The 26,290-nt window shown below is 34.5% G+C and carries 19 protein-coding genes and 1 other annotated feature; of the genes, 7 read left to right on the top strand and 12 right to left on the bottom strand.

The features are described from left to right. Positions 1-76: 76 nt before the first annotated feature. The 3 genes from C1Y58_RS02905 to C1Y58_RS02915 form a co-directional block, all read right to left on the bottom strand. Entirely contained in the window at positions 77-913 is an 837-nt protein-coding gene (locus tag C1Y58_RS02905; RefSeq protein ID WP_105614484.1) for an aminoglycoside 6-adenylyltransferase, read from the bottom strand. Positions 914-1,060: 147 nt separating this feature from the next. Further along, positions 1,061-2,659: a SpoIID/LytB domain-containing protein gene (locus tag C1Y58_RS02910; protein WP_105614485.1), complete on the bottom strand. Its 1,599-nt coding sequence runs from the start codon at positions 2,657-2,659 to the stop codon at positions 1,061-1,063. 92 nt (positions 2,660-2,751) lie between these two features. Continuing rightward, the gene (locus tag C1Y58_RS02915; protein WP_170311497.1) at positions 2,752-3,582 is read right to left on the bottom strand and encodes a helix-turn-helix domain-containing protein; all 831 of its coding nucleotides are present in this window, start codon (positions 3,580-3,582) and stop codon (positions 2,752-2,754) included. A 128-nt stretch (positions 3,583-3,710) separates the two neighbouring features. Here C1Y58_RS02915 and C1Y58_RS02920 point away from each other — a divergent pair, with 128 nt between their 5' ends. Together C1Y58_RS02920 and C1Y58_RS02925 are read left to right on the top strand one after the other, a co-directional pair. Next, entirely contained in the window at positions 3,711-4,838 is a 1,128-nt protein-coding gene (locus tag C1Y58_RS02920; RefSeq protein WP_105614487.1) for a uroporphyrinogen decarboxylase family protein, read from the top strand. A 123-nt stretch (positions 4,839-4,961) separates the two neighbouring features. Beyond that, complete coding sequence (locus C1Y58_RS02925) at positions 4,962-7,850, top strand: sugar-binding domain-containing protein (RefSeq protein ID WP_105614488.1); 2,889 nt, start codon at positions 4,962-4,964, stop codon at positions 7,848-7,850. Positions 7,851-7,897: 47 nt separating this feature from the next. Here C1Y58_RS02925 and pheT read toward each other — a convergent pair whose 3' ends face one another. Together pheT and pheS are read right to left on the bottom strand one after the other, a co-directional pair. Further along, a complete protein-coding gene (gene pheT / locus C1Y58_RS02930; RefSeq protein WP_105614489.1) occupies positions 7,898-10,291 on the bottom strand; it encodes a phenylalanine--tRNA ligase subunit beta in 2,394 nt (797 codons plus the stop codon). 34 nt (positions 10,292-10,325) lie between these two features. Beyond that, positions 10,326-11,345: a phenylalanine--tRNA ligase subunit alpha gene (gene pheS, locus C1Y58_RS02935; protein ID WP_105614490.1), complete on the bottom strand. Its 1,020-nt coding sequence runs from the start codon at positions 11,343-11,345 to the stop codon at positions 10,326-10,328. A gap of 153 nt (positions 11,346-11,498) precedes the next feature. Then, positions 11,499-11,744: a binding site (T-box leader), on the bottom strand. Between the two features lie 260 nt (positions 11,745-12,004). Here pheS and C1Y58_RS02940 point away from each other — a divergent pair. Then, a complete protein-coding gene (locus tag C1Y58_RS02940; protein ID WP_105614491.1) occupies positions 12,005-12,844 on the top strand; it encodes a DegV family protein in 840 nt (279 codons plus the stop codon). A gap of 55 nt (positions 12,845-12,899) precedes the next feature. Here C1Y58_RS02940 and C1Y58_RS02945 read toward each other — a convergent pair whose 3' ends face one another. Further along, entirely contained in the window at positions 12,900-13,724 is an 825-nt protein-coding gene (locus C1Y58_RS02945) for an AraC family transcriptional regulator (protein ID WP_105614492.1), read from the bottom strand. Positions 13,725-13,866: 142 nt separating this feature from the next. On the opposite strand from C1Y58_RS02945, the gene C1Y58_RS02950 reads away from it, so the two are divergent. Both C1Y58_RS02950 and C1Y58_RS02955 read left to right on the top strand, forming a co-directional pair. Then, positions 13,867-16,140, top strand: coding sequence for a glycoside hydrolase family 95 protein (locus tag C1Y58_RS02950; protein WP_105614493.1), 2,274 nt, complete (start codon positions 13,867-13,869; stop codon positions 16,138-16,140). A gap of 323 nt (positions 16,141-16,463) precedes the next feature. Then, positions 16,464-17,027, top strand: a complete 564-nt coding sequence (locus C1Y58_RS02955) for a DNA-3-methyladenine glycosylase I (protein WP_105614494.1) — start codon at positions 16,464-16,466, stop codon at positions 17,025-17,027. Between the two features lie 109 nt (positions 17,028-17,136). On the opposite strand, the gene C1Y58_RS02960 is transcribed toward C1Y58_RS02955, so the two are convergent. Beyond that, on the bottom strand, positions 17,137-17,781 hold the full coding sequence (locus C1Y58_RS02960; protein ID WP_105614495.1) for an MgtC/SapB family protein: 645 nt from the start codon (positions 17,779-17,781) through the stop codon (positions 17,137-17,139). A 327-nt stretch (positions 17,782-18,108) separates the two neighbouring features. Here C1Y58_RS02960 and C1Y58_RS02965 point away from each other — a divergent pair, with 327 nt between their 5' ends. Next, positions 18,109-19,125 carry a LacI family DNA-binding transcriptional regulator gene (locus tag C1Y58_RS02965; protein ID WP_105614496.1) on the top strand — a complete coding sequence of 339 codons (1,017 nt, stop codon included), beginning with the start codon at positions 18,109-18,111 and terminating at the stop codon, positions 19,123-19,125. Positions 19,126-19,195: 70 nt separating this feature from the next. On the opposite strand, the gene gatB is transcribed toward C1Y58_RS02965, so the two are convergent. The 5 genes from gatB to C1Y58_RS02990 all read right to left on the bottom strand — a co-directional run bounded on the left by gatB (position 19,196) and on the right by C1Y58_RS02990 (position 24,494). Next, positions 19,196-20,635 (bottom strand): Asp-tRNA(Asn)/Glu-tRNA(Gln) amidotransferase subunit GatB, encoded by a 1,440-nt coding sequence (gatB, locus tag C1Y58_RS02970; protein WP_105614497.1) that lies wholly within the window; start codon positions 20,633-20,635, stop codon positions 19,196-19,198. Positions 20,636-20,650: 15 nt separating this feature from the next. Continuing rightward, positions 20,651-22,114 carry an Asp-tRNA(Asn)/Glu-tRNA(Gln) amidotransferase subunit GatA gene (gene gatA, locus C1Y58_RS02975; protein ID WP_105614498.1) on the bottom strand — a complete coding sequence of 488 codons (1,464 nt, stop codon included), beginning with the start codon at positions 22,112-22,114 and terminating at the stop codon, positions 20,651-20,653. A gap of 21 nt (positions 22,115-22,135) precedes the next feature. After that, on the bottom strand, positions 22,136-22,423 hold the full coding sequence (gene gatC, locus C1Y58_RS02980; protein WP_105614499.1) for an Asp-tRNA(Asn)/Glu-tRNA(Gln) amidotransferase subunit GatC: 288 nt from the start codon (positions 22,421-22,423) through the stop codon (positions 22,136-22,138). Between the two features lie 158 nt (positions 22,424-22,581). Beyond that, positions 22,582-23,490, bottom strand: coding sequence for a DMT family transporter (locus C1Y58_RS02985; RefSeq protein ID WP_105614500.1), 909 nt, complete (start codon positions 23,488-23,490; stop codon positions 22,582-22,584). 50 nt (positions 23,491-23,540) lie between these two features. Further along, positions 23,541-24,494, bottom strand: coding sequence for an AEC family transporter (locus C1Y58_RS02990; RefSeq protein WP_170311498.1), 954 nt, complete (start codon positions 24,492-24,494; stop codon positions 23,541-23,543). A 241-nt stretch (positions 24,495-24,735) separates the two neighbouring features. On the opposite strand from C1Y58_RS02990, the gene mutY reads away from it, so the two are divergent. Further along, complete coding sequence (gene mutY / locus C1Y58_RS02995; protein ID WP_105614502.1) at positions 24,736-26,190, top strand: A/G-specific adenine glycosylase; 1,455 nt, start codon at positions 24,736-24,738, stop codon at positions 26,188-26,190. Positions 26,191-26,290: the final 100 nt, after the last annotated feature.

Here is a 26,290-nt window from a genome sequence, read left to right on the forward strand (position 1 = left end):
TGTATCACCACCCAGAACTATTGTACCATATTCTAGACTTATTTTGTGAAGAGTTGGTGGTTTACAACTTAGTATTTTAAAAAGATTTACCAATGTTTAATACCATATAATCTTTAATTTTGGTGGCTAGTGTTTCTTCATAAGGCATTTGATTTCTCACACATATCATTTTTGCATCTTCTTCAAATGCAGTGATACTTAATAAGAGATTTTTCATTATGGATTCTAGGTCAGCTTTACAAAAATAGGAAAGTAAATTCTGTTGTTTTTCAAAAGGAATTGAGCTTTTAATTTGGTCAGCCCAGCTCCCCCACTCGTCTGGTCTATAGAACCTAAACAGAAGTTGAACATGGGTTTGAAACAGTTCATTCATCATATATAATAACTTAAATATATCTCTTCTATTATAGTATTTAACGATAATAAAGCAAAGAAGCCAATACTTTTGAATAGTATGCAAGATATCAATCTCCATATTTTTGTCTTTTTGCTTTCTATTTAGTAATTTGTTTATATCGCCATCTTTATCAAAAATAATATCTTTCTTAGTGCATCCTTTATACCAAATTCTACTGAAAGGTTCATCAATTTTTGAATGATTCATTATGGTAAAGTCATATTGAAGGATGTTTCTCTTATCCTTTATCAGAATAGCATAATTCCTAATGGCATTAGAATTGAATTCTTCAGGCCAAAACAATAATATTTCATACCCCATCTCATCAAACATGCCTTGTATATGACTATCAAAGCTTTCAAAGTCTTTATCTTTAATTAAAAAAACTGGATCAATATCGGAATACTTATCTTGTAATCCTCTGCTAATAGATCCAAAATGCCATCCTCCAAGACATCGCTTATCTTCCTTTAATAAATGAACAGTTTTATCCAACATATGTTGCAAAGTATTCATTAAATCATCACCTCAAACAATAGTTATTATCTATGTACTAATTATAGCAACTTCATACTTATTAACTATTAAATTACTAAGGTTTACTTGTAAATAAATAAGCAAAAAAGCACTTAAATAAGATTAAACTTACTTAAGTGCCTATGTTTAATAAAGTGGTTCTATTGTTACATCCATAAAATAATGGGTTAATATTTCAATATAGTTAGAACCTGTTAGAGCCATACTTTGTGCTCCAGCTTGACTCATTCCAACACCATGTCCATAACCCATACCTGCAAAGATATAAGTACCATTAGAAGGTTGGACGTTGGTATAGTTTTGGAGATTACCTGCACTACTTACGATAACCTGTCCCTCTGTAAAAGCTAGAGAAGAGGTTTGCCCATCTGAGGTAATGACTTGTAGATTATTATTGATTAAATTCTGTTGTTCAGTACCATTTTGACCTAAGACGCTACTACTTGGTACATATTGACTATCTGTGATCAAAGTAAACTTAGTACTGTATAATCCAAGCCAACGAATTTGTCCTTTTGTTAACTCCACTGATCCCTCTGTACCAACAATCAGTAACTCCATGGCTCGTCCACTTTCTGCATAAGATAGTACTTCCATGGTCAAAACCTCACCAATGTCTTCACCCTTTTCAACTAAGACGGATTCAACTTCTTCAGCAGTCATAATCTTAATCCATGGGTCTTTTTCTGGTTCTGTTTCCTCTATATCCGAAACAGCTTTTAGATAATCAAATTGACCAACCCACACATTTTCACTACTCTCAGTATGCCCGCCACTGGTTGAAAAGAAAAATGCTGCAATGGGTTCATTATCATGAAGAATAAATTGACCTAATGTTTGGGTAACTGCTTGATTCGTTCTTTCTTCTTCGATGCCATAACCTTTATACACTTGACAATAAACTGTATCATCTAGGTCGTAAGGTTCCGATGCATATTTAGGAGCAACGAAAGCCGTATAAACAGCATAAGTTCTAGCAGCTACAGCCTGAGCTTTTAAAGCTTCCATTTCCCATTTATAATAAACTTCACTAGGCAAAACTCCATATAAGTATTCCTCTAGCCCAATGATATTGATAGCGCTGATACTATCATTGCCGTAAATACCATATTCCACTCTACCACGGTATTGTCGATCTCCAAGGTTGGTAATACCATTATTATCAACTGCCATGAATTGAGGTTTATTGAATTCACAATCCACAATGACCAATACGTTACCATCTGCGGACATTTTATAGAGTTGTCCCAAGTCTTCAATGATTGCAAAATCCATATTCTTCATGGATGAATTAATATCGTTCAAAGCAACTTGTGCATTATCAACACTCTCGTATCGTCCCATGTAGATGTACCATTCTGCAGGTCCTTTTACACCTGGAAAAGCAGGATATCCAAGTGCTTGTAAATTATCGCTTACTGTCTTTGCATCATCATAAGATGAATAATATGTACTAGATGTCAAGAAATAACCGTTTAAAGCCTCGAAACTATAATGATCGTATCCTGAAAACCACATTTCCATGTCGTAGTCACTTTCATTTTCATAACCTATCAACATATCACTATTATAAGCTGTTATTTTTTCTTTATTGTAATAATAGGTCTTAAGGGCAATCCTTAGTTCTTTTATATCTGTTACTTCAAAATCCTTTGCTGATACAGGTATTATTGAAAAAATAAAAGTAAGTAACAGTAGCATCGTCAAAATTCTAGTTTTTTTCACACATCTTCCTCCTTTTCCCTACATCCTATTATAAAGGGATTAGATAATCTAGTAAAGTTAAATAATGATGAAATCCGAAGGATATACTTAAGTTATTTAAATAACTTCTGATTCAATTGTCTATAACGTCGGGGAGTTACATGATATTTTTCTTTAAAAAGAGTTTCAAAATAGGCAATATTATTAAATCCACTGTCATAGATAATCACTGATATTTGTAAATCAGTACTGATTAACTTTTCTGAAACATACTCTAACCTTAGATCATTTATATACTTTGTAGGCGTATAACCATAATGCTGCTTAAGCATTCGTGTTAGATGTTCCTGCGATTTACTGGATAGTTTGATAAAACTTCTTAACCCAGTTTTAAAATGTTCCTCTTTTTGCATTTCTTCCATGGCATTTTTTAGCCATAGAGGTGCAGCATTGATATGACTATTATTTACATGAATATACTCAATAAGGTAATTCATTAATATGTTAAAGAGCATTAACTCTTTCTCTCTAATAGATATTGCATTTTTGAGTTGTAAGGAACGCTTAACTAATAGATTAAAAAGATTACTATCAAACTTAAAAACCTCTAACTCTTTTTTACTATCCCTATCTGCCTCAGATAAAAGATAATGAATATCTTCACCTATTAACTCAGACACAAAGGCAATATTAATGATTCTTGCAGTTTTAAATGTATGCTTTCTAAAAAAAGCATGTTTGTTATGAGGAAAAACCAATTGTATAGTGCCCGTTTTTAAGTGAATGTATTTATCATTAATAAAATAATCAATCTCACCTTCTATTATAAAGAAGATTTCAAAAAAAGTATGTGTATGGAGTGTCACATTACCTTCATTCTTAATCAATGTTTCACCATAATAAATTCTATCTTTAGTAAAACTCTCAAGCAACAATCGATTCAACAATATCACCACCAATATCAATATACTATAAATTATATCAATATCAAGTAACATATACAAAGCTTTTTTAAGTATTATAATTATATAAAGCATCAAAATACTATAATCTATTTAAGAGGAGTGTCAAGATGGATACTAAGCAAAGATTTATTAACGCCCTTGATTTAAAACCAGTTGATCGCTTACCTGTTACCACTCATCATGTGATGTCTTATTTTCTTAAACACTATGCAGGTGGTTTATCCACAGAAGAATTCTTTGAAGAATATAATTTAGATCCAATTTTATGGTTATCACCTGTAACATGTAATCATTCTAATGGTGAGTATATGAAAGATGGTTTCATACAGAATAGTAATTGGCATATTGAAATTGAAGTCCTTCCTGATAATAAGTATCTGACGAAAAGATTCAAAGTGCATACACCAAAAAAAGTACTCACCATGACATTACAATTTAATGAGTATACTTGTTGGATGACTGAACACCTCATAAAGGATAAATCCGATATCGAGCTGTTAGCTGAATATGCTCCTGTCAGAATATGCGATGCAGAAAGTGCTAACGAAAGTGCCTTAGCTTATGGTAATAAAGGTCTTGTCAGAAGTGCAATTGACTCTTTTGATATTTTTGGGCAGCCTGGTTGCTGGCAAGATGCAGCTTGTTTTTATGGGATAGAGAATTTGATTATGGAAACCTTTGATGATTCTGCTTGGGTACATGAATTTCTAAGAATTATTCTTGAAAGAAAGCTTAAGTATGTTAATTCGCTGAAAGGTGTTCATTATGATTTAATAGAATTGGGCGGAGGTGATGCCTCTTCCACTGTTATATCCCCAACTATTTTCAATGAGTATGTAGCCCCTTACGATAGCCAAATAATAGATCATGCAAAAAAACTCAACCAAAGAATTGTTTATCACACCTGTGGTGGAATGATGCCTATTTTAGATGACATCGTAGCCATGAAGCCAAATGCTATAGAAACATTAACACCTCTTGGAATGGGAGGAGATGTTGATTTAAAAGAGGCTAAAAAAAGAGTTGGTCATAAAGTATGTATGATTGGGGGCTTTGATCAAGGCCACTACTTCACTAACAGTACTGTTGAAGAAACACGATTAGCTGTACGGAAGTGTTTTAATGAGGCTGGATCTGGAGGTGGATTTATACTTTCACCATCGGACCATTTCTTTGATGCTAAACCAGAACTCATCAAAGCTTTTGCAGATGAAGCCAATAAATGCATTTACTGATTAAGCTGAACTGTTTTGTCCATACAGACAACGGTATCGTATATTATCAAAAAGCACCTCTCGTGTTAGACTGAACCTGTAGTGAATGTTCTTGAATCAACATAAGAAAGAGAGGATTAACATATGTTAGCTGAATACCAACAAATCTGTTTGGATGGAACATGGGATTTCACACCTGGTCACTTATTTTGTGATGAAGACCCTAATTATATTAATGGTAATAAGATTGATTGGCATGATATAGAAGTACCATACTGCTGGAATGGATCTAAGTGGATGACTGTCCTTGGAGAATATTATACAAAAAATGGTTACTACAAAGATCATGAAATCCCACCTTTTAGAGATCATCAAGGTGTGGGGTGGTACAAAAAAGAATTGACGATACAAGAAAATTGGTTGAAGAAACGTATACATATTCATTTTGCTGGGGTATCTGCCAAAGCTCAAATATGGGTAAATGGCCAAGAAGTTGGTCAACACTTAGGAGCATATAGCAGTTTTCATTGGGATATTACAGATTATCTCTATAGAAATGGTGAAGTTGAGACCATTGTTGTTAAAGTATGGGATAAGTCATGTTTTTATCCAAGCGATGATGCCTCCTTTAATAAGCACAAGATTAATACCAAAGTATTAGGCAGAAGAACATTAATACCAGTAGGTGAAACTAGAAACAATGGCGGTATCGATCAACCTGTCCATCTCTTCGCCACTGATGCTACTTATATAAAAGATATGGACCTAAAAACTGAAGAAAATTCTTTTAGTGCTACAGTACATGTCAGAAGAAAGGAATTGTTTGGTAGTTGCTATACACTAAAAGCCCGAGTTATTGATATCAAAACTAGTGTAGTTGTATATGAAGGTATTAAAGAAACCCAAATTCCTCACGAGGAAATGAGTTTTCTTTTCAGTAGCCAAGACTTAGATGTCAAACAATGGTGGCCTCATGCCCCCCACCTTTATCGGTTTGAAGTTTCTATTATGAAAGAAGATTGTGACTATGGTTCCTATTCTAAAATAATAGGTTTCAAGACTTTTAAAATTAAGAATGGTAAATTCAATCTCAATGGTCACCCATACTTTTTACGTGGAGCCGGCTCACCTCCTCATACGATGATACTCCATGATCAAGCCTATATCGACAAGTTTATGAACTACTGTCAGAAATTTAATATCAACTGTATACGTTTTCACACAGAACCCCCTTCACAGAGGTGGCTTGATGCATGTGATCAATATGGAATGCTGGTCATTTACGAGATGCCGTTGATGCAACAAGCACCTGATCCGATCAATACACGTAATGAATTCAAAGCAATGGTTAAACAGGTTAAACATCACCCATCACTAGCTATCTATTGCTTATCAAATGAATTGGATCATTTTCAAAATATCGTCGATCCAATTGGGTATAAAGAGCATCATATCTACTTAAATGATTTAGCAGAAGCTGTGCGTGAAATAGATGATACCTTACCTGTTTATAATAATGCTGGTTTGAAAGACTTAAGGACTTGTGGGGATATCAAGGATATTCATTCATACAGTGGATGGTATGGTCAAGCCATCATTGCATACGAAAAAAACATAAGACAAATACCAGACGAAGATGGTTATCCTAGCTCCATGTATTTCGGAAGTTGGAAGAATCGTATTGAAACAGATAACCATAAACCACTGATTTTAACAGAGTTCATCGGTGCCTATACAGATAACGAAGGAAGGTTTTATCAAGTACCTGCCTCTTGGCGATTTATCGGCAAAGATCCAGATGAGAATAATGAACGTGCTCTTTGGTATCAAGCACACCTTATCGAAGAATCTGTTGAAATCTTTAGAAGAGAGCGTAATGACTCTAACAACTTTTCAGGCTTTGCACCTTTTGCACTCTTTAATTGGTTCTTTAATCCTCTGAGTACAGAAAATATACGCCCAAAACCTGCGGCAGAAGTATTGGAGAAAATATTAGAACCACTTCACGTGAGTATACGTTGTCACCATAAGAGAATATTCTTCGGTAAGCCTCTTAATGCAGAAATTCATCTGATCCATGATGATGTTCGCTATAAACTGCTTAAAGATTCTAAAGTTATCTGTAGAGTCTTTAATCATGACCAAAAGGTTTATGAAGAAAACATTCAAATTCAGCAGATAGATTATTATAGTAATAAAGTGATACCATTGTCTATACAACTTGATTTAAGTGCAGATGAATTAGAAGAGGCTAATTTACACCTTGAAGTAGATTGGGTTAATGATCAAAGCACCTTACTATCTACTAATCAAATGGATTTCAAAATATTTGGCAAACAGAAAGGGTTAGATGTTGGCAAAGAATTATATATTTTTGACCCACAAGACAAGCTTGATACTATATTTAAGAATCAAGGTTATCAAGTAAAATTAGTTGAGGACTTTGGTAGACTTAATGAAATCCACCATTTAGTGATAGGTTGCAATGCATTAAAACAAATGAATAGTTCTCAGATTGGGCAACTCCAATGTGCTATACGCAAAGGTACTAATCTTCTTGTTCTTGAACAAAATCTCTTTGAAATGGAACTTACAGAATTAGAGATAGACTGGGTTGATGGAACGCCATTAAAATTGGTTAAAGAAGGTAGGGGTATAGATGATTATGTTTATGTGAATGATGCTACCAGCCCTATCTTTGATGGTTTAGCTAAAGAAGACTTTAGAGAATGGAATGGTGATACAATCATTATAAGCAGCTACCTCCAGCAAGGTGATGATTCTAGAAAAGTACCAGCTAAAACAAAATTAGGATCACGTTTTGGTTTCAATGTTGATAAGTATAAACATGTAAAGTCCCATGTTGCATGTTCCAACTTCTTAAGAAATGATGGGCTCATTGAATTGTCTATGGGAAAAGGCAAAGTTTTATTCTCACAATTAGAAGCCTGTAGACGATACGGAGAAGATCCTGTAGCAACTCTATTTTTGAACAATTTATTGAAGTATCTTATAGAAAATAATCAATCTTAACATTATTAATTTATAAAGAGCGCATGAGATTTCATGCGCTCCAAGTATTATTGTCTTAAAGTAATGTCTAATTCTTTCTCAAGACCAAATAATATTTTATTGATTTGCTTATTCACTTCTTTATCTTTAAGAGTCTTATCTTTTGAACGGAAGGTCACTTTATAAGCTACTGATTTATAACCTTTCTCAATTTGTGCTCCTTGGTAAACATCAAATAACTCAACAGCTACTAAGAACTTACCACCGTAATTCTTAATAACTCGATCGATTTGCCCTACCAAAATATCTTCTTTAACAAGCATCGCTAAATCTCTTGTTACCGCTGGGTACTTAGGTAATGCTTCGAAACTTCTCTCCATATTAGCATTTTCAATAATTGTAGGTAGATCAATAACTACCATATATACTCTCGTCTCAATTTCATAATTATCCAGTACCCCAGGATGTACTTCACCAATTGTACCTATTTTTTGCCCATTAATCGTCATAGCTGCTTGACGGCCAGGATGTAACCATGTTTCTTTACTTGCCTCATAAACAACATCTTCATCTATACCTAACTGTGTATAGAGCATTTCTACAACACCCTTTGTACTGAAGAAATCAACATCTTCACCATAAAGACCTAATGTAAGTTGTTCTCTTTCATCTGGTAACTCCGTTAAGGGTAATTCTTTTGGTAAATATACTTTACCTATTTCATAAAGATAAGCATGGTCTACACGTCTGCTGAAATTCGTCGCTAAAGCATTTAACATTCCATTAACAGTTTGTGTACGCATCATACTGAAATCTTCACCTAGTGGGTTTTTAATTTTAATTGCATTTCTTAGTGATGATTCAACTGGTACATTTATTTTATCATAAACTTTAGGACTCTCGAAGGAATATGTCATAGCTTCATTTAAACCACAACCTTCTAAGATAGTTTTCATCATCTCTTCCAATTGTTGTTTGAAAGATTTCTTCCCAACTGTAGCTGTTCCTGTTGCTAAAGTCATCGGAATGTTATTGTAACCATAGAATCGAACAACTTCTTCTGCTAAATCTGCTTCTCTAGAAATATCATGTCTGAAAGTTGGAGCTGATACAATACGGTTCTCACGATTAACTGTACATCCAATCTTTTCAAAAACTTCAACCATATAGTCTTCGCTAATGTCAGTACCTAGTAAGCCATTAATTGAGTCTGGACAATAATTCACTTTGTTTTCTTCTCTTTTAACACCATAATGATCTATTATACCTGGTACAACTTCACCTGCACCCATATCCTCAAGCAACTGACATGCACGATTAATGGCAGGAATCACATTATTAGGATCTAAACCTTTTTCAAATTTTCCTGATGCATCTGTTCTTAAACCTAATTTTTTAGAAGTTAAACGAACAGAAGTACCATCAAAGTTAGCACATTCGAAAAGTATTGTAGTGGCATCGTCTCTTACTTTTGAATTCTCACCACCCATAACACCCGCAACTGCAACAGCTTTTTTCTCATCAGCAATAACTAGCATCGATGAATTCAGTTTTCTCTCTTCTTCATCTAAAGTTACAAACGCTTCTCCATCTTCTGCTTTTCTAACGATAATTTTATTACCTTCTAATGCCGATAAATCAAAAGCATGCATTGGTTGCCCGAATTCAAGCATAACGAAGTTAGTAATATCAACAAGATTATTAATTGGTCTTAGACCAGCTGCTAATAAACGCTGACGCATCCATTTAGGAGAAGGACCAATTTTAACATTTTTAACAACACGAGCAGCGTAACGCGGACATAACTCAGGTTCTCTCACTTCAACTGTCGCAAGTTTATCTACATGACCTTCTGCTGCCTCTTTTAATGTTATTTCAGGATACTTGAAAGGTTTATCGAATGTAATTGCTGCTTCCCTTGCAATACCTAAAATACTTTGGCAATCTGGACGGTTGGATGTAATTTCATATTCAACTACCAAATCTCCTAGACCAAAGTATGGCTTCACATCTTGACCTAAAGGTAATTCTTCTGAGAATATATAAATACCATCCTCTGGAGCATCAGGTATATCCTCTGTAGTAAACCCTAGTTCTTCAACAGAACACATCATACCATTGGATTCTACACCACGTAATTTACCCTTCTTGATTTTAATGTCCCCAGGCAATTCAGCACCTGCTAAAGCAATTGGTACAACATCACCTTCATTAACGTTCTTTGCACCCGTAACAATCTGAATTTGCTCTTCACCAACATCAACTTGACAGACAATGAGTTTATCTGCATCTGGATGCTTTTCAATCTTTAAGATTTTACCTACAACTACATTACTTACTTCTTTACCAAGTTCTTCATGACCTTCAACTTTGGTTCCTGTCATTGTCATTTCGTCTGTATATGTCATGATGTCACAATCAACATCTGTATAATCTTTTAACCAAGACATTGGTACTAACATTTTCATTCCCCTTTCTTATAAAAAATTAAATCTATTAGAATTGATCTAAAAATCTCATATCATTTTCAAAGAATAAACGCAGGTCATTGATACCATACTTAAGCATTGTAATACGCTCTAATCCCATACCAAATGCAAACCCACTGTATTCATTTGGATCGATACCACACATTTCAAGTACTCTTGGATGAACCATACCACACCCTAAGATTTCAATCCAGCCAGTGTTCTTACAGATACGACAACCTTCACCCTCACAATATACACAAGAAACGTCCATTTCAGCACTTGGTTCAGTAAATGGGAAGTGATGTGGTCTGAACTTGACTTTGGCGTTTTCACCATATAATTCTTTTGCAAATACCGCTAATGCCCCTTTTAAGTCAGACATGGTGATATTCTTATCAACAACTAAACCTTCTATTTGATGGAAAACTGGTGAATGAGTAGCATCTACTTCATCAGAACGGAAAACTCGTCCTGGAGCTAATACACGAATAGGTGGTTTACTTTTTTCCATTGTACGAACCTGTACTGGAGAAGTTTGTGTTCTTAATAAATAATCTCCACCAAGATAGAAAGTATCTTGTTCATCTTTTGCTGGGTGATTCTCTGGTACATTAAGTGCTTCAAAGTTATAATAACTTTGCTCTACTTCTGGTCCTTCTACGATGGTATATCCCATACCTAAGAAAATGTTTTGGATCTCATCGAGTACGACATTCATTGGATGTCTATGTCCCAGCACTTTCTTCTTTGCTGGCATCGTCACATCAATAACCTCTTCTTTTAACTGTTTCTCTCTTAATGCACTGCCAAGACTTTCTTTTGCTTCTTCTAACATGGATTCAATTTTTACACGTACCTCATTTGCCATTTGACCGATCACTGGTCTTTCTTCCTTAGATAAATCCTTCATCCCTCTTAGAACAGCCGTTAATTCACCTTTTTTCCCAAGATATTTTACTCTGACTTCATCAAGCACGGCTAAACTCTCGATATTTGAAAGTTGATCTAAGGCTTCATTTTTGATTTGTTCTAATTTCTCTCTCACTTTTTCAGACTCCCTTCTTTTTAATCCATTCTGTTATTCTTTCCAACACAACAAGAAAAGTGACTTGCGTCTCGTTTCAAGTATGTGCAAGAAAGTATGGTTCCTTGCGAGCAAAACACAGTACTTTCTTACACAATAAAAAAACCGTCCCTAAAAAGGGACGGAATAATCCGCGGTACCACCCTAGTTCTTGATTAATATCAAGCACTCGTGTCAGCGTAACGTGCTGTAACGTTATTTCCTACTGTTTTTATATGTCTTATTAACATATAAGATTTTCAGAAACAAAGCTCCAGTGGGAAACTTCAATAAAGCCTTTACTAAGAATGCTTTCAGCCGATGACATTCTCTCTCTGAATAAAAGATTCTTTACCTACTTGCCACTTTCATAGCCTTTACTGTATAGTAACTGAACCACTTAAAATAGTCAATTATTTATTATTTTAACATAAGTCATTCATTTGTCAAGGTTTTAGTGATAAATAGACAGATTCGTTTTTTGTAAAGCCTATCTACATGAATTAAAAAATATCGAGATGAACAAAATAAAAACATATTAATATAGTTTATTGTATTAATAAATAATATGTGATATGATTGTACTAATACATCATGTAGTTTTTAAAACTATATTACAAACCAATTGGGGGTTTACACTTATGAAAAAAATAGCTATCGTTTCAGATTCCGCTTGTGATTTACCTGATAGAATCATTGAAAAATACAATATTAAATTACTTCCTTTAAGAATTCTTTACAAAGATCATGAATATAGAGACCGTATTGAAATTAAGCCTCAAGAAGTTTATGACAATATTGAAAAAGAAGTTCCAAGCACATCTCTACCTACTCCAGAGGATATTAAAGATATTTTTGACAACCTTGTAGATGAAGGATATACCGATGCAATTGTCATAACTTTATCATCGAACCTAAGCGGAACCTATAATGTCGTTAAATTAATTGCTGAAGAATATAAGCATTTGAATATAAAGGTACATGATTCAAAAACATTAGGTATGTTCTTAGGCTTTCTAGTAAAAGAAGCAGCATCATTAATGAGTATTCAAGATATGGATTCCATAATAAATAGAATAAATGAAATAAGGAATAAATTAAAAGGTTGCTATGCTCTTGAAACATTGACATACTTACGAAAAGGCGGAAGAATAGGCAAGGTTGAAGGAACCATAGGCGAATTTTTTAACATTAAACCCATAATAGGTATAAATGATGAAGGCGTCTATTATACTATGGCAAAAACAAGAGGAAGAAAAAAATCCATAAGTAAAATAAAATCTATGATTGTTGAAGAATTTAAAGATAAGAAATATAATATAGCTATCATACACGGTGGCGCTGAAAAAGAGGCGAAAAAATTATATGATAGTATTAAAAATATAGGTCATATCAATGAAAGCTATATATCCCAAATAAGTCCTGCATTAGGTGTACATACCGGACCAGGATTGATTGGTTTTGCAGCTTATGAAGTATAAGATTACTGACAAAAAACTTGGTTAATGCCAAGTTTTTTTCTTGTTACAAGCTGAGTCAAATTTGTTCTTTATAACTCTGTGGTGATATCCCAATGGTCTTCTTAAACATTCTCGAAAACAAAGAGTAATCTTTATAGCCCACCAGACTTGCAACTTTAGTCACTGTTGTATCTGTAGCTTTCATGAGGTAACAAGCTTTATGAATTCGGTATTTGATTAAAAATTCTTTTGGTGAATCCCCTGTCTGTTTCTTAAATATCTGATAAAGATAGGTACGATCAATGTGCACAAAATCAGCGATCTCTTGTATCGTTAATTCTCTATAGTAATATTTCTCAATATAATTAATCGCATATTGTAGATAAGATTTCTGCTGCTCTTTACCATCTATTTCGCATATCTTCATGTCTTTTCTTATATAATATAAAATTTTATAGAGATGTGCTAATAACGCATAGTCTTTCAAATCGTGAGATAAGGATTGTTTCAGAACACCCATAACATCCTTCACCTCATTAATGATACAGGAATCATAAGTGAATACGGGAATTTTCTTGAGTTCATTATTTGCTGTTATTAACTCGCTAATCTTACGACCTTTAAAACCTACCCAATAATAACTCCATGGTTGTAACTGGTCAGGTATATATCTAACAATATCTCCTGGGAAAATAATAAAGGCTTGTCCTTCTTTAATATCATAGGCTTTATCGCCATATATATACTTGCCACATCCATTTACTATAAAGTGAATGATGTAATAATCATAAGCTGCTGGTCCTACTTCTTTGCCTGGAACGCAACTTTCAAAGCCGCTTGAGCATAAAGAAAGATCCATACTATCGCGTTTATCATAGCTATAAGGCTCAAATTTATACATGATCCTCCTCCTCTGACAACATTATACCATGTTTAAACAACATAGCGCACTATTCAAAAACATAACTTCATAATAAAATAATTGTAATTTAACTACCTAACTTAGAAAAATAATTGATGTAATATAAGAAAGGGGAAACTCCATGAATCAACTCTATTTTGAACAGCCTGCATCTAGTTTTAACGAAGCCTTCCCTATTGGTAACGGTAGATTAGGAGGTATGGTATTTGGTTCACCTTTTAAAGAAGTTATACAACTTAATGAAGATACCTTTTGGTCTGGAACTCCATTAAGTGACCACTATGATGTGAAGGAACATCTTCCTCATGTAAAGAAACTCATTGATAATCAGCAAATTACTGAAGCTCAAGAATACTTAAATAAAAATATGCTTGGTCATTGGACTCAGAATTATTTACCTCTAGGTAATCTTAATATAACAATGAGTGATCATTTTCAAGCTAATCAATATAAGCGTTGGCTGGATTTAGAAAATGGAACCGCCAACGTACAATATAATGTGCATGATACAACATTTACACGTGAAATATTTTGTTCTCATCCAGATCAAGTTATGGTCATCCGACTTATAAGTAGTAAAAAAAATAACCTTAAATGTAAAATCACATTAGATAGTCAAGTTCACTATAAAACCTATTCTAACAATAATTACTTAAGGATGATAGGTCAAGCTCCTACCCATGTTGACCCAGTGTATGATATGTCTGATACACCAGTCGTCTATGATGCTAATAATAAGGGTATTGCTGCAGGTGTTATTGTGCAACCAATAACAGATGGTCATATAAGCTATCACGAAGATGCTTTGATGATTAGTAATGCTACTAGTATAACCTTATTAGTAGCTTGTCGTACCAATTTTGAAGATTATGACCAACCACTTAACCATGATATCAGCCATCTAGAAACGATAATTATGGATGATCTTAATAGACTACTTAAGCGATCCTTTGATGAAATTTATAACCGACATATTGAAGATTTTAAAGGGTTGTATAATCGAACTTCTTTACAACTTTCTAAAGAATCTAATATGCCTACTTCACAATTAGTACTACAAAGCAAGAAGGGGAATTTTACTCCTGAACTTATAGAACTTTTATTTAGTTTTGGAAGGTATTTAATCATCAGTTCCTCAAGAAGTGGTTCTCAAGCCACGAATTTACAAGGAATATGGAATGATATGATTCATGCGCCATGGTGCAGTAACTATACAATCAATATCAATACCCAGATGAACTATTGGCCAGTAGATGTCTGTAATCTATCTGAATGCTTTGACCCTCTTCTTAGCCTCATAACTGACTTGAGTAATCAAGGTGAATCAGCTGCTAAAGGTTTGGGTTGTGAAGGATGGACCGCACATCATAATACGGATCTTTGGCGTCAATGTATTCCTGTTTCAGGTAATGGTCAATATGCCTTCTGGCCCTTTGGCGGTCCATGGTTAACAACTCATTTAATGAGCCATTATGAATTTAACCGTGATAACGATTATCTATATAAAGTGTATCCCATTATCAAAGGTGCAGCAGAATTCTGTATGTCGTGGGTTTTCAAAGATGATGAAGGTTATTACATCACTTCTCCTTCAACATCACCTGAAAATCGCTATCTTAATAATGAAGGTGAAAAATGCTTCCTTTCAAAGGGAACAACCATGGATATCTCTATCACCTGGGAAGTTTTAAACAATTGCCTTGATGCTATTCATATTCTAGACATTGATGAGGATCAAAACTTTGTTAATAAACTCAAAGAGATCAGGGAGCAATTGTTACCGTACAAAATAGGTCTTAAAGGAAATCTCCAAGAATGGCTATATGATTTTGAAGATAGCGATCCAGGTCATCGTCATTTATCTCATCTGTTAGGGCTCTATCCAGGTAATAGAATAAATAGCGATGCTGATATTGACTTACTGAAAGCCTGTGAAAAATCCTTAGCTATCCGTGCTGAAAATGGGAGTGGTCATACAAGCTGGAGTTGTGCGTGGTTCATACTACTTTATGCACGCTTAAGGAATGATCAACAAGCTCTCCATTTTGCTAATAAGTTCACTCAATATTCATTGGAACAGAACTTACTTAGTTCTCACCCCCCATTTCAAATTGATGGGAACTTTGGTTTTACAGCAGGAATAGCAGAGATGCTGCTGCAATCTCACAATGATTATATTGAAGTATTACCTGCCCTTCCTAGTGAATGGAGCGAAGGTAACTTTAAAGGTCTTAAAGCACGAGGAAACGTTATAGTAGACGCTGAGTGGACTTCTAATAGAGTTCATACCCTAAAGATAACTGCCAATGATTCTGGTAATTACACAATTAAAGTGAACGGTAATATTATTAATGTTACATGTAAAACCAACGAAACACTTAACATAAATCTATAGGTTTTCTTCTATGTTAAGCAGTAGACGAATGTTCTACTGCTTATTTCTTAATCACCACCTAGTATAATACCAAGTAAATATATCCTCATCTAACCAATACCAAAAGCGTGTAAGGGGTTCTATGGAGCAGCGAACCATGGACGGTGAGCCTGGCTGTTAAGACATGGACGTCTTCCCAGCCAGCGTAATAGAACCCCTTGCATGCTTGACCCTAATGCAATCAAATAAATTTCTCAATGTTAAACGAGCTAACGATTGACGAGACTGCAAATCAATGTTATGGTCATACTAATATAATAATCAACATAGAAAAGGTGATACTAATGAAACGTTGTGGTTGGGTAACAGATGATCCACTTTATATGGATTACCATGATCATGAATGGGGACAACCTGTACATGATGATCGGACACACTTTGAATTCTTGGTTTTAGAATCTGCTCAAGCAGGCTTAAGTTGGATAACTATTCTAAGAAAGCGTGAAAATTATCGTGAAGCCTATGATAACTTTCAACCTGAAATTGTAGCTACTTATGATACTTCCAAACTAGACAGCTTATTGAATAATGCTGGTATCGTACGTAATCGTCGTAAAATAGAAGCATCAATCAATAACGCTAAGTGCTTTTTAGAAGTCCAAAAAGAATTTGGTACCTTCGACCGCTACATATGGGCATTTGTTAAGAACCAATCCCTTATAGGTCACTGGAAAGATCTCAGTGAAGTTCCTGCTTCTACAGAACTCTCTGATCAAATATCTAAGGATATGAAAAGACGAGGCTTCAGATTTATAGGAACCACTATCATCTATTCCTATCTCCAAGCAGTAGGTATCATTATTGATCATACAATAGACTGCTTTTGTTATCAGAATGCAAATAAATGAAGAGCAATAGAAAGAAAATATGTAAAATAGGCATAAACAAACCCTCCGGGCAAGAGGGTTTGTTTATTTAGGGCTTTTTATTTATATAAATTGTACTGAGTGGGCTGATTTATGCTTGTTTCTTTATTGTATAAACATCTATATCATCATCATTTTTCTTCTTAATGGTAATTTCAACGTTATCATCTTCTAAAAGATGCTTTAGAATTTCATCATAAGGTATTTGATTGAACACATTTCCATCTAATTCTTCTTTTACAGTTTGAGTTTTCTTCTTCGTTTTTTTATGTTTTTTATCTTTTTTCTGACGTTTTTTAGAAACTCTATGTTCTACTTTATTCATAACAAGTAATGTAAAGATTATTAATAATGTGACTAAAATACTTATCTCATATAATCCTGCTCCACATGCTAATCCCAACATAGCACTAGCCCATAAACTAGCTGCAGTCGTTAAGCCTTTTACAGATGCTCCTTCTCTGATGATCGTACCAGCACCTAAAAAACCTATACCACTTATAACATACGATCCCATACGACCTGGATCCATATTGGTTAGCCCACCGAAGGTTTCAAACATTTCATAGTTAACGATCATAGCTAAACAGCCACTGGTAGCTACAAGTATATGAGTCCTAAATCCTGCTGGTCGATTTGTATTTTCTCTTTCCCATCCAATAATGCCACCTAATATAAAGGCTAATAATAAACGTGTTATAGCGTCAACTAATGTAAGTGAATAACCTGCTGCCATTTTCTCCACCTCCTTTCGCCTCAATTAAGTTAAACGTTTTCTTCCCTTAACTTAATATGCATAAGATTATATTATCAAACCTTAATTCTGTCAATATATAAAATACGATTCTAACATCTACACAAAAATATTGTATAGATTTTAGTACATATCTAATATCCCTAATAATTGTATACAATATATTTGGTAAAAGGCTCTAAAATAAGTACTAAATTTTTTACATATTGAAAATGCTAAAAGGTATATACTATTTGCTTTTTCCATTATATAAGATTATAATATTAATCAAGGTCTGACATCCGGTTGCATAACACGGGGGTGAATAATATGAGGAAAGTAACAATTAGAGATGTTGCAAAAGAAGCAAATGTTGCACCATCAACTGTATCAAGAGTTATATCAGATGATTCAAGAATAAGTGATGAGACCAAAGAAAAAGTCCGTAAAATAATGAAGGAAATGAATTACTATCCTAATTCTATTGCTAGAAGCTTAGCCAATAATAAAACTGAAACCATAGGTATTATTATGCCTTCCTATACAGAGGATCTTTTTATCAATCCCTTTTTCCAAGATTGTTTTAAAGGGATCTCCAGTGTAACTTCTAAGTATTCTTATGATATACTTATAGCAGCAAATCACAGGAACGAAACTGAAGTCGATGCTCTTCGACGTCTTATTCAAGGTAATCGTGTAGATGGATTAATACTGATGCGTAATATTAAGAACGATCCTGCCATTGAATACTTAATAGATAGCAAGTGTCCATTCGTCATTATTGGTACAAGCCACAATAAAAGTGACCTAATTCCCATGGTAGACAACAATAATTTACAAGCTGCTTATGACCTGACACGATTGCTTATGGAAAAAGGTAATAGACGTATTGCTTTTATCGGCGGGGATGCTGATTCCATTGTTAGTCAAATGCGTATTGACGGGTATAAAAAGGCTCTACAGGACTCCAACTTACCTTTTAATGATGATTACCTGATTACCGGTGATTTCTTAGAACAAAGTGCATACGAACTAACAGAGGAGTTATTAACGCTACCAAATAGACCGGAGGCCATTATCGTCATGGATGACCTCATGTCACTAGGAGTTGTTAAGAAAGTTAAAGAATTTAAATTGAAAATACCTAGAGATATTATGATTGCTAGTTTTAATAATAGTATCTTATCAAGAAGTTCTAATCCGGCGATAACATCTATTGATATTAACAGTACGACATTAGGAAAAAAAGCTTGCAATAAACTGTTTAAAATCATTAATAAGGATGAGTATGATACAAAAGAAATTGTACCTTACAAGATAATTGAAAGAGAATCCACAAACCGCTAGCGTTTTCAAGCTTATAATAAATCCCCAGTAAATAAGTTTCTCAAACTTACACACTGGGGATTTTCTTCTATTATTTCATCTCATTTAATAAATTTCTTAATATCTCATTAACTTTTCCTGGGTTAGCTTGCCCTTTTGTACGACGCATCATTTGTCCTACAAGAGCTCCAACAGCTTTATCTTTTCCTGCTAGATAGTCTTGTACAGATTTTTCGTTCTCAGCAATAACCTCTTTTGCCATTGTAACTAACGTACTATCGTCGCTAATTTGCTTTAATCCTTTTTCCTCAACAATAACAGCAGGTTCTTTACCAGTATTCCACATCTCTTCAAAAACCTTTTTAGCAATACTGCTACTGATAGTTCCTTCATCAATCAGCTTGATTAGATCAGCTAGCAATTCTGGTCCAAATGGTATTTTACCTTCTTCTTTCTCCTCTTCAGTCAGTAATCTAAAAATCTCAGTCATAATCCAATTGGCTGCTAACTTAGGATTCCCAGAATGCTCTGTTGCCGTTTCAAAGAAATCTGCAATTTTTCTTGATGCAACAAGGATGTTGGCATCTGTTGAAGACAGACCAAAATCTTTTTCATAACGTATCCTGCGACTATCTGGCATTTCAGGGAGTGACTTTCTAATTTCTTCAACTCGTTCCCTTGGAATGACAATTGGCATTAAATCTGGGTCAGGGAAATAACGATAATCATGTGCATCTTCTTTACTTCTCATGGATATTGATTTACCAGCAGCCTCATCCCATCTTCTTGTTTCTTGTACGATGACACCGCCTTCTTCAATAACCTTGATTTGACGTTTTGCTTCGTATTCCATTGCTTTAACAGCGAAGTTAAAGGAGTTTAAATTCTTCATTTCCGTACGGGTACCAAATTCTGTAGCGCCCTTCTTGCGTACAGATAAGTTGATATCACATCGAAGTGAACCCTCATTCATCTTACAGTCAGATACATCAGCGTAGAGTAAAATGCTGCGTAACTTCTCTAAGAAAGCTCTAGCTTCTTGCGGAGATCGCATATCCGGTTCAGATACAATTTCAATTAAAGGAACACCACAACGGTTATAATCAACTAATGAGCCATTGCGTTCATGGTTTAGCTTACCTGCATCTTCTTCGATATGAATACGTGTTAAGCCAATTACTTTCTTCTCACCATCAACCTCTACTTCAACTTTCCCTTCATAACAAAGAGGTAAATCATATTGTGAAATTTGATAAGCTTTAGGTAAGTCTGGATAAAAATAATTTTTTCTATCTTGCTTACTAAACTCTGCTATCTTACAATCAGTAGCTAAACCTGCACGAATAGCATAGTCCACTACTTTTTCATTAAGTACTGGTAATACACCAGGCATCCCTGTACAGATTGGACAACAATGTGTATTAGGATCACCACCAAATTCTGTTGTACAACCACAGAATATTTTTGATTCCGTTTTTAATTCTGAATGGACTTCCAGTCCAATAACTATCTCATAATCTGGATGAAACATCTCTACACCTCTTTCCTATCCTAAACTTGGTCTAACGAATGATTTTGTAATACTTTGTTCATAGGCATATGCTGCTCTTAATATTTTTTTCTCGCTAAAACCCTTACCAACTAATTGCATCCCAATTGGTAAGCCATTGTTATCAAAGCCACAATTCATAGATAGGGCTGGGAGACCAGCAATATTAACAGGTACAGTACAAATATCACCCATGTACATTTCAATAGGATCAGATGCTTTTTCACCAATTTTAAATGCTGTAGTAGGTGCCACTGGTGTTAAGATTAAATGATAATCCATGAAAATCTTATCAAAATCATCTTTTATTAATGTTCTAACTTGCTGCGCTTTTTTATAATAAGCATCATAATACCCCGAACTTAAGGCATAAGTCCCCAACATAATTCTACGTTTAACCTCTTTACCAAAGCCTTCATCTCTTGTTTGCTTATATAAATCTAAAAGGTTGTTAAAATTCTCTGTTCGCATACCATATTTAACACCGTCGTAACGCGCTAAATTGGAGGAAGCTTCTGCTGATGATATAAGATAATATGCAGCCAATGCATAATCCATTATATTCATAGACACTTCACCTACGATGGCACCCATGTCTTCGTAAGCTTTAGCAGCTTTAAGAACAGCTTCCTTTACTTCTGGTTGAACACCATCTGAAAAGTATTCTCGCGGGATAGCTATTCGTAAGTCTTTCACATCGTTACGTAAAGCTTCTGCAAAATTCGGGTAATCCATTGGTGCTGATGTAGAGTCATAAGGGTCATGTCCCACAATAGCATTCATAGCTAAAGCCATATCCTCAACATCTTTAGTCAATGGACCAATTTGATCCAAGGAAGATGCAAAGGCTACAAGACCAAAACGAGATACTGCACCATAGGTTGGCTTCATACCTACTACACCACAAAAACTTGCTGGTTGACGTATAGAACCACCAGTATCTGAACCTAATGTCAACACTGCTTGTTCAGAAGCCATAGCAGCTGCTGAGCCTCCTGAAGAACCACCAGGTACACGTTCTAAATCCCATGGGTTTTTAGTCACTTTAAAAGCAGAGTTCTCAGTAGACCCCCCCATTGCAAATTCATCCATGTTAAGTTTTCCTAAGAGAACAGCATCCTCTTTATTCAATTGTTTCATAACAGTCGCTTCATAAGGTGGTACAAATTCCTCTAACATTTTTGATGCACAAGAAGTTTTTATCCCCTTTGTACAAATATTATCTTTAACAGCTATGGGCAAACCTGCTAAGGCTCCAAGTTCATCCCCATTAACTCTTTTCTTATCAATTTCTTTTGCTTTTTCTATTGCTTGGTCTTTACAAACTGTTAAATACGCATCAACTTTTTGATCAATGCTGTCAATACGTTCTATATAAGACTTGGTCAACTCTTCGGAACTAATTTCTTTAGATTCTAAGAGTCCTTTTAACTCATGGGCAGTCTTTTTAAACAAAGCCATATCATTCACTCCTCATCATATTTATTCCACGATCTTAGGTACATAGAAACATCCCTCTTGTTTATCAGGGGCGTTAGATAGTAAATCTTCTCTTTCTAAAGAAGGTCTAACCTCATCTTTTCTAAATACATTCTCAATTGGTATAACATGAGCAGTTGGCTTAATATGTTCAATGTTGAGTTCATTCAATTTATCTGCAAAAGCGATAATATTCTCTAAATCAGTTGTAAGTTCAACTTGCTCTTCTTCAGTAAGGTTTAATCTGGCTAAGTTGGCAACATGCTGCACTTGCTCTTTCGTTATCTTCATAACAACACCTTCCTTTTCATTAGATTTCTATAAAAATACGTTATATTCATTTCTTATTCATTAATTAAGAAATCCTTTCAATTGCATTATAGGTATTTTACCATCTTGTTAACCTTAATTCAACAAAGAATTTTCTTACTTTAAAGGACTAAAGGGTTTTACTCTTCCATAACTTCTTCAGTACGCACTTCTTCTTTTTTACTTTTTAATGACGGTTTAATCTCTGTTATAAGAATAGCTGCGATAATCAAAATACCTCCGAATACCATGTTGATAGTAGCTGGCTCAAACCCTAACATAACAGAAAACAGGGTACCAAAAACAGATTCCATAGACAAGAAAATTGCTGTCTTTGTTGCTGAAGTATATTGTTGCGCAATATTTTGTACAAAGAATGCCACACAGGTACTAAATACCCCTAAATAAAAGACAGCTAGAAAACCTTCTATTCCTTTATAAAGATGAAATGGTTGTTCTTCAAAAATAAGCAATGCTATAAAAGACAGTAGGGTAGCCATAAGCATTTGCATAAAAACTAAGAAATAAGCATCTACTTTCTTCGCGTAGTAACCAACGCAAACGATATGACAGGCGAAAAACACAGCGCAAGACAAAGTTAACAAATCACCTGAAGATAAAGCGATATCCCCTTGATAAGTTAGTATACCAATACCAATAAAACAAACAAAAGCTCCTATTAATGAAGCACGACGTGGCTTTGTTTTAAAAATAAGATAACCTATGAAAGGTACCAAAATGACATTCGTAGCTGTTAAAAATGCATTATTAGATGGTGTGGTATAGAGTAATCCAACTGTCTGAGTGGCAAATCCTAAGAAAAGAAATATACCAGCGATGATTCCAGGTAAACTCTGTTTAAAATTTTCTTTATTCAATTTTTTATAGAATACTATTCCAATAATAATAGTGGCTATCAAAAATCTTAAAAACATGACTGCAAAGGGATGATAAGAAGCATCTAACGCCATTTTAGATCCAATAAACCCACTCCCCCAAATAACCGCAACCACCATTAAACTTGTATCTGCTAATACCCCTTTTTTCATCTTTCAAGCCTCCCTCAATATATCTTTCAAAACTCTATTGTATAATAACTTTATAATAATCCTAATGAGGTTAGAACATTAACTCCAATAAATATACTAACAACTGCACATCCTGTAGTCATGATAATAATAGCTGCAGCCAATTGACTATCATTATCCATCCCTTCCGCCATGGCAAAACTGCTGACTGCCGTTGGAGATGCAAATAATATGAAGATAATTCCTAGAAAGTCACCTCTAAATCCTAATAGACAGGCAATGATCACTAGAAGAATAGGATGAATGACCATTTTTAATCCTGTAACTATTAATGCACTGGTAAAACTCGGTTTGACTTTTTCCCAGCTAAAAAATGCACCGATGCACATTAAAGATAAGGGTAATGCTAATTGTCCAGCATAATCCAATGTCTGATTAATGAATAACGGTAATTGCCACTGAAAACCAGCAAAGATTAATGCTAAAAATATAGCTATTATTAACGGATTTTTTATTATCTGTAGTAATGTCCCTTTGATGATATGATCATCTTTTTTAGGTAAAAATATAGTTAGTGCTATAACAGCTAGGATATTAAATAATGGCATAATAAATGCTGTCAACAAGGCGGCCCTTGCTAATCCTGAATCACCAAAAAGATTAAGGATCAATGGATAACCTATGATGACAAAGTTACTACGGAAAATCCCCTGTATAAAGGGTCCTCTAGATAAAGGTTCCTTCAATAATTTCAGTGAAAGCAGCGTAGCTATTAAGAATATAACTAAGGTTGCTATTACACTAAAGGTTGCTAATGCCATCATATCTTTACTAAACAACTCATCTATTCTTACACCACTAACACTTTGAAAAACCATACATGGCAAACTTACTTTGAAAACAATCTTAGTTGCTTGCTTAACAAAAGCTTCATGGATCAACCCAAAGTGCTTGAGTATGTATCCTAATAATATGATTAGGAATATGGGTAGTACTGCATTAATGCTAAATAAAATCTGTTCCATCGTTTCCTCCCCACTGCTGTTCATTCTTTATTCATCTTAACACCTTTCAGAACATTATAACACGATATGAATTTACTTCAATAAGTATTTTGCCCTAACATCAATAAATGCTAGAATTTATGACCTAGTTCCCTGAATTTGGGTTCAAAAACTAATACTAATATATGATATAATAATGTTGACTAAACGTAGGATTCCATATGTTTATTGGATCTAAGTTACTTGATTGAGGGGTTAATTCATGAAGATAAAAAATATTGTTGTAGGTATCATAATCAACGAAAGAGGGCAAATTTTTATTGCCAAAGCTAAGTCAGGTGAAGGTCTTTGGGAATTTCCATCATGTCTAATAGAAGAACATGAGTCTAAGATAGTTACTTTGAAAAAGGAACTGAAGAAAGTACTCAACTTAGATATGGACGATGCTCTTTACTTTTTTCAAAGTCACTATCAAGACGATGACTATATGACCAAATATCATTTTTATATATTACCATTGGGTACATCAACTCGAGAAATACAACCAACTGTTTATGATGAGTATCAATTTATAACAATAAAAAAACTAGAACAGTACACTTTTTTACCTGAAACAGAAATTATCTTGCCCATCATAGACAAAATACATACTTTTATAGCTTCTTCACATGTGAATCGCTTTAAACTTACTTTCTCAAACAGCCTATTATTCTGGTATAATAAGGAACAGCGTCAATTACCTTGGCGAGAAAAAAGAGATGCCTATAGCATTTGGCTTTCAGAAGTAATGTTGCAGCAAACGCAAGTAGATACCGTTATTGATTACTATAAAGCTTTTATCAATAGATTTCCATCAGTCTTTGATTTAGCTGCCGCTGAGGAAGATGAAGTCTTAAAGCTTTGGGAAGGCTTAGGCTATTATTCAAGAGCTAAGCGACTAAAGTTGTGCGCCATGGATTTGGTAGATAAGTATAACGGTGAATTTCCTAAAGACTATGCCAAAGTCTTAAAGTTACCTGGTATTGGTCCGTATACAGCTGGTGCTGTATTGAGTATTGCCTACAATATGGCGCTACCTGCTGTTGATGGTAACGTGTTAAGAGTCTTTTCTAGGCTTTTTAATGATGATAGAGATATCGGTGAGCAAAAAGTTCGCAAGCTTGTTGAAGAGAAGGCTAAAGAACTGTTGCCAGAAGATCGCCGTCATTTTAATCAAGCATTAATGGAATTGGGAGCAACCACATGTACACCCAAAAATCCAGAGTGTGAAATCTGTCCAGTATCAGACATCTGCGAAGCAAAGACATTAAATCGTCAACATCTACTGCCTATTAAAGCAAAAAGAGTAAAAAATAAAAAACTCTCTATGGAAGTAGCTCTTGTATGGTACAATGAGCACTTATTGATTATGAAGCGCCCTACTGAAGGATTGCTTGCTAATCTATGGGGAATGCCTATTGTTGAACGTGATCCAAATAAAGAAGCCGGTCTTACACTTATAGAAGAACTGGAAGATACCTATGGGTTAGAAATCTTATCTATTCAACAATCCGGAACAGCAAAACATGTATTCTCCCATCGCACATGGGAAATGACACTTTTTGATATTAAGGTAAAGGAACAACTTGAACCCGAATACCCAGTAGTCAATTGGTGTACCGATGAAGAATTAGAGTCCTACGCTTTACCTACTGCTTTCAAAAAATTACTAGACTAAATATTAGAGGATGTTCTAGCTATATGCTTGAGCATCCTCTAATTTATTAGAATAGATACATCCTCTACAAAGAATCCATTGACTCTCCTGTAGGGGGAGC

The sequence above is a fragment of the Vallitalea okinawensis genome (assembly GCF_002964605.1).
Taxonomy (GTDB): Bacteria; Bacillota; Clostridia; order Lachnospirales; family PQDH01; genus Vallitalea_A; species Vallitalea_A okinawensis.

What these genes read in the sequence shown, in the direction of transcription:
- C1Y58_RS02940 (WP_105614491.1), top strand. Translation starts at nt 12,005, where the DNA reads ATGAAAAAAATAGCTATCGTTTCAGATTCCGCTTGTGATTTACCTGAT.
- C1Y58_RS02920 (WP_105614487.1), top strand. Translation starts at nt 3,711, where the DNA reads ATGGATACTAAGCAAAGATTTATTAACGCCCTTGATTTAAAACCAGTT.
- pheT (WP_105614489.1), bottom strand. Translation starts at nt 10,291, where the DNA reads ATGTTAGTACCAATGTCTTGGTTAAAAGATTATACAGATGTTGATTGT.
- gatC (WP_105614499.1), bottom strand. Translation starts at nt 22,423, where the DNA reads ATGAAGATAACGAAAGAGCAAGTGCAGCATGTTGCCAACTTAGCCAGA.
- gatB (WP_105614497.1), bottom strand. Translation starts at nt 20,635, where the DNA reads ATGTTTCATCCAGATTATGAGATAGTTATTGGACTGGAAGTCCATTCA.
- C1Y58_RS02990 (WP_170311498.1), bottom strand. Translation starts at nt 24,494, where the DNA reads ATGGAACAGATTTTATTTAGCATTAATGCAGTACTACCCATATTCCTA.
- mutY (WP_105614502.1), top strand. Translation starts at nt 24,736, where the DNA reads ATGAAGATAAAAAATATTGTTGTAGGTATCATAATCAACGAAAGAGGG.
- C1Y58_RS02950 (WP_105614493.1), top strand. Translation starts at nt 13,867, where the DNA reads ATGAATCAACTCTATTTTGAACAGCCTGCATCTAGTTTTAACGAAGCC.
- C1Y58_RS02985 (WP_105614500.1), bottom strand. Translation starts at nt 23,490, where the DNA reads ATGAAAAAAGGGGTATTAGCAGATACAAGTTTAATGGTGGTTGCGGTT.
- C1Y58_RS02960 (WP_105614495.1), bottom strand. Translation starts at nt 17,781, where the DNA reads ATGGCAGCAGGTTATTCACTTACATTAGTTGACGCTATAACACGTTTA.
- C1Y58_RS02925 (WP_105614488.1), top strand. Translation starts at nt 4,962, where the DNA reads ATGTTAGCTGAATACCAACAAATCTGTTTGGATGGAACATGGGATTTC.
- gatA (WP_105614498.1), bottom strand. Translation starts at nt 22,114, where the DNA reads ATGGCTTTGTTTAAAAAGACTGCCCATGAGTTAAAAGGACTCTTAGAA.
- C1Y58_RS02955 (WP_105614494.1), top strand. Translation starts at nt 16,464, where the DNA reads ATGAAACGTTGTGGTTGGGTAACAGATGATCCACTTTATATGGATTAC.
- C1Y58_RS02905 (WP_105614484.1), bottom strand. Translation starts at nt 913, where the DNA reads ATGAATACTTTGCAACATATGTTGGATAAAACTGTTCATTTATTAAAG.
- C1Y58_RS02945 (WP_105614492.1), bottom strand. Translation starts at nt 13,724, where the DNA reads ATGTATAAATTTGAGCCTTATAGCTATGATAAACGCGATAGTATGGAT.
- C1Y58_RS02965 (WP_105614496.1), top strand. Translation starts at nt 18,109, where the DNA reads ATGAGGAAAGTAACAATTAGAGATGTTGCAAAAGAAGCAAATGTTGCA.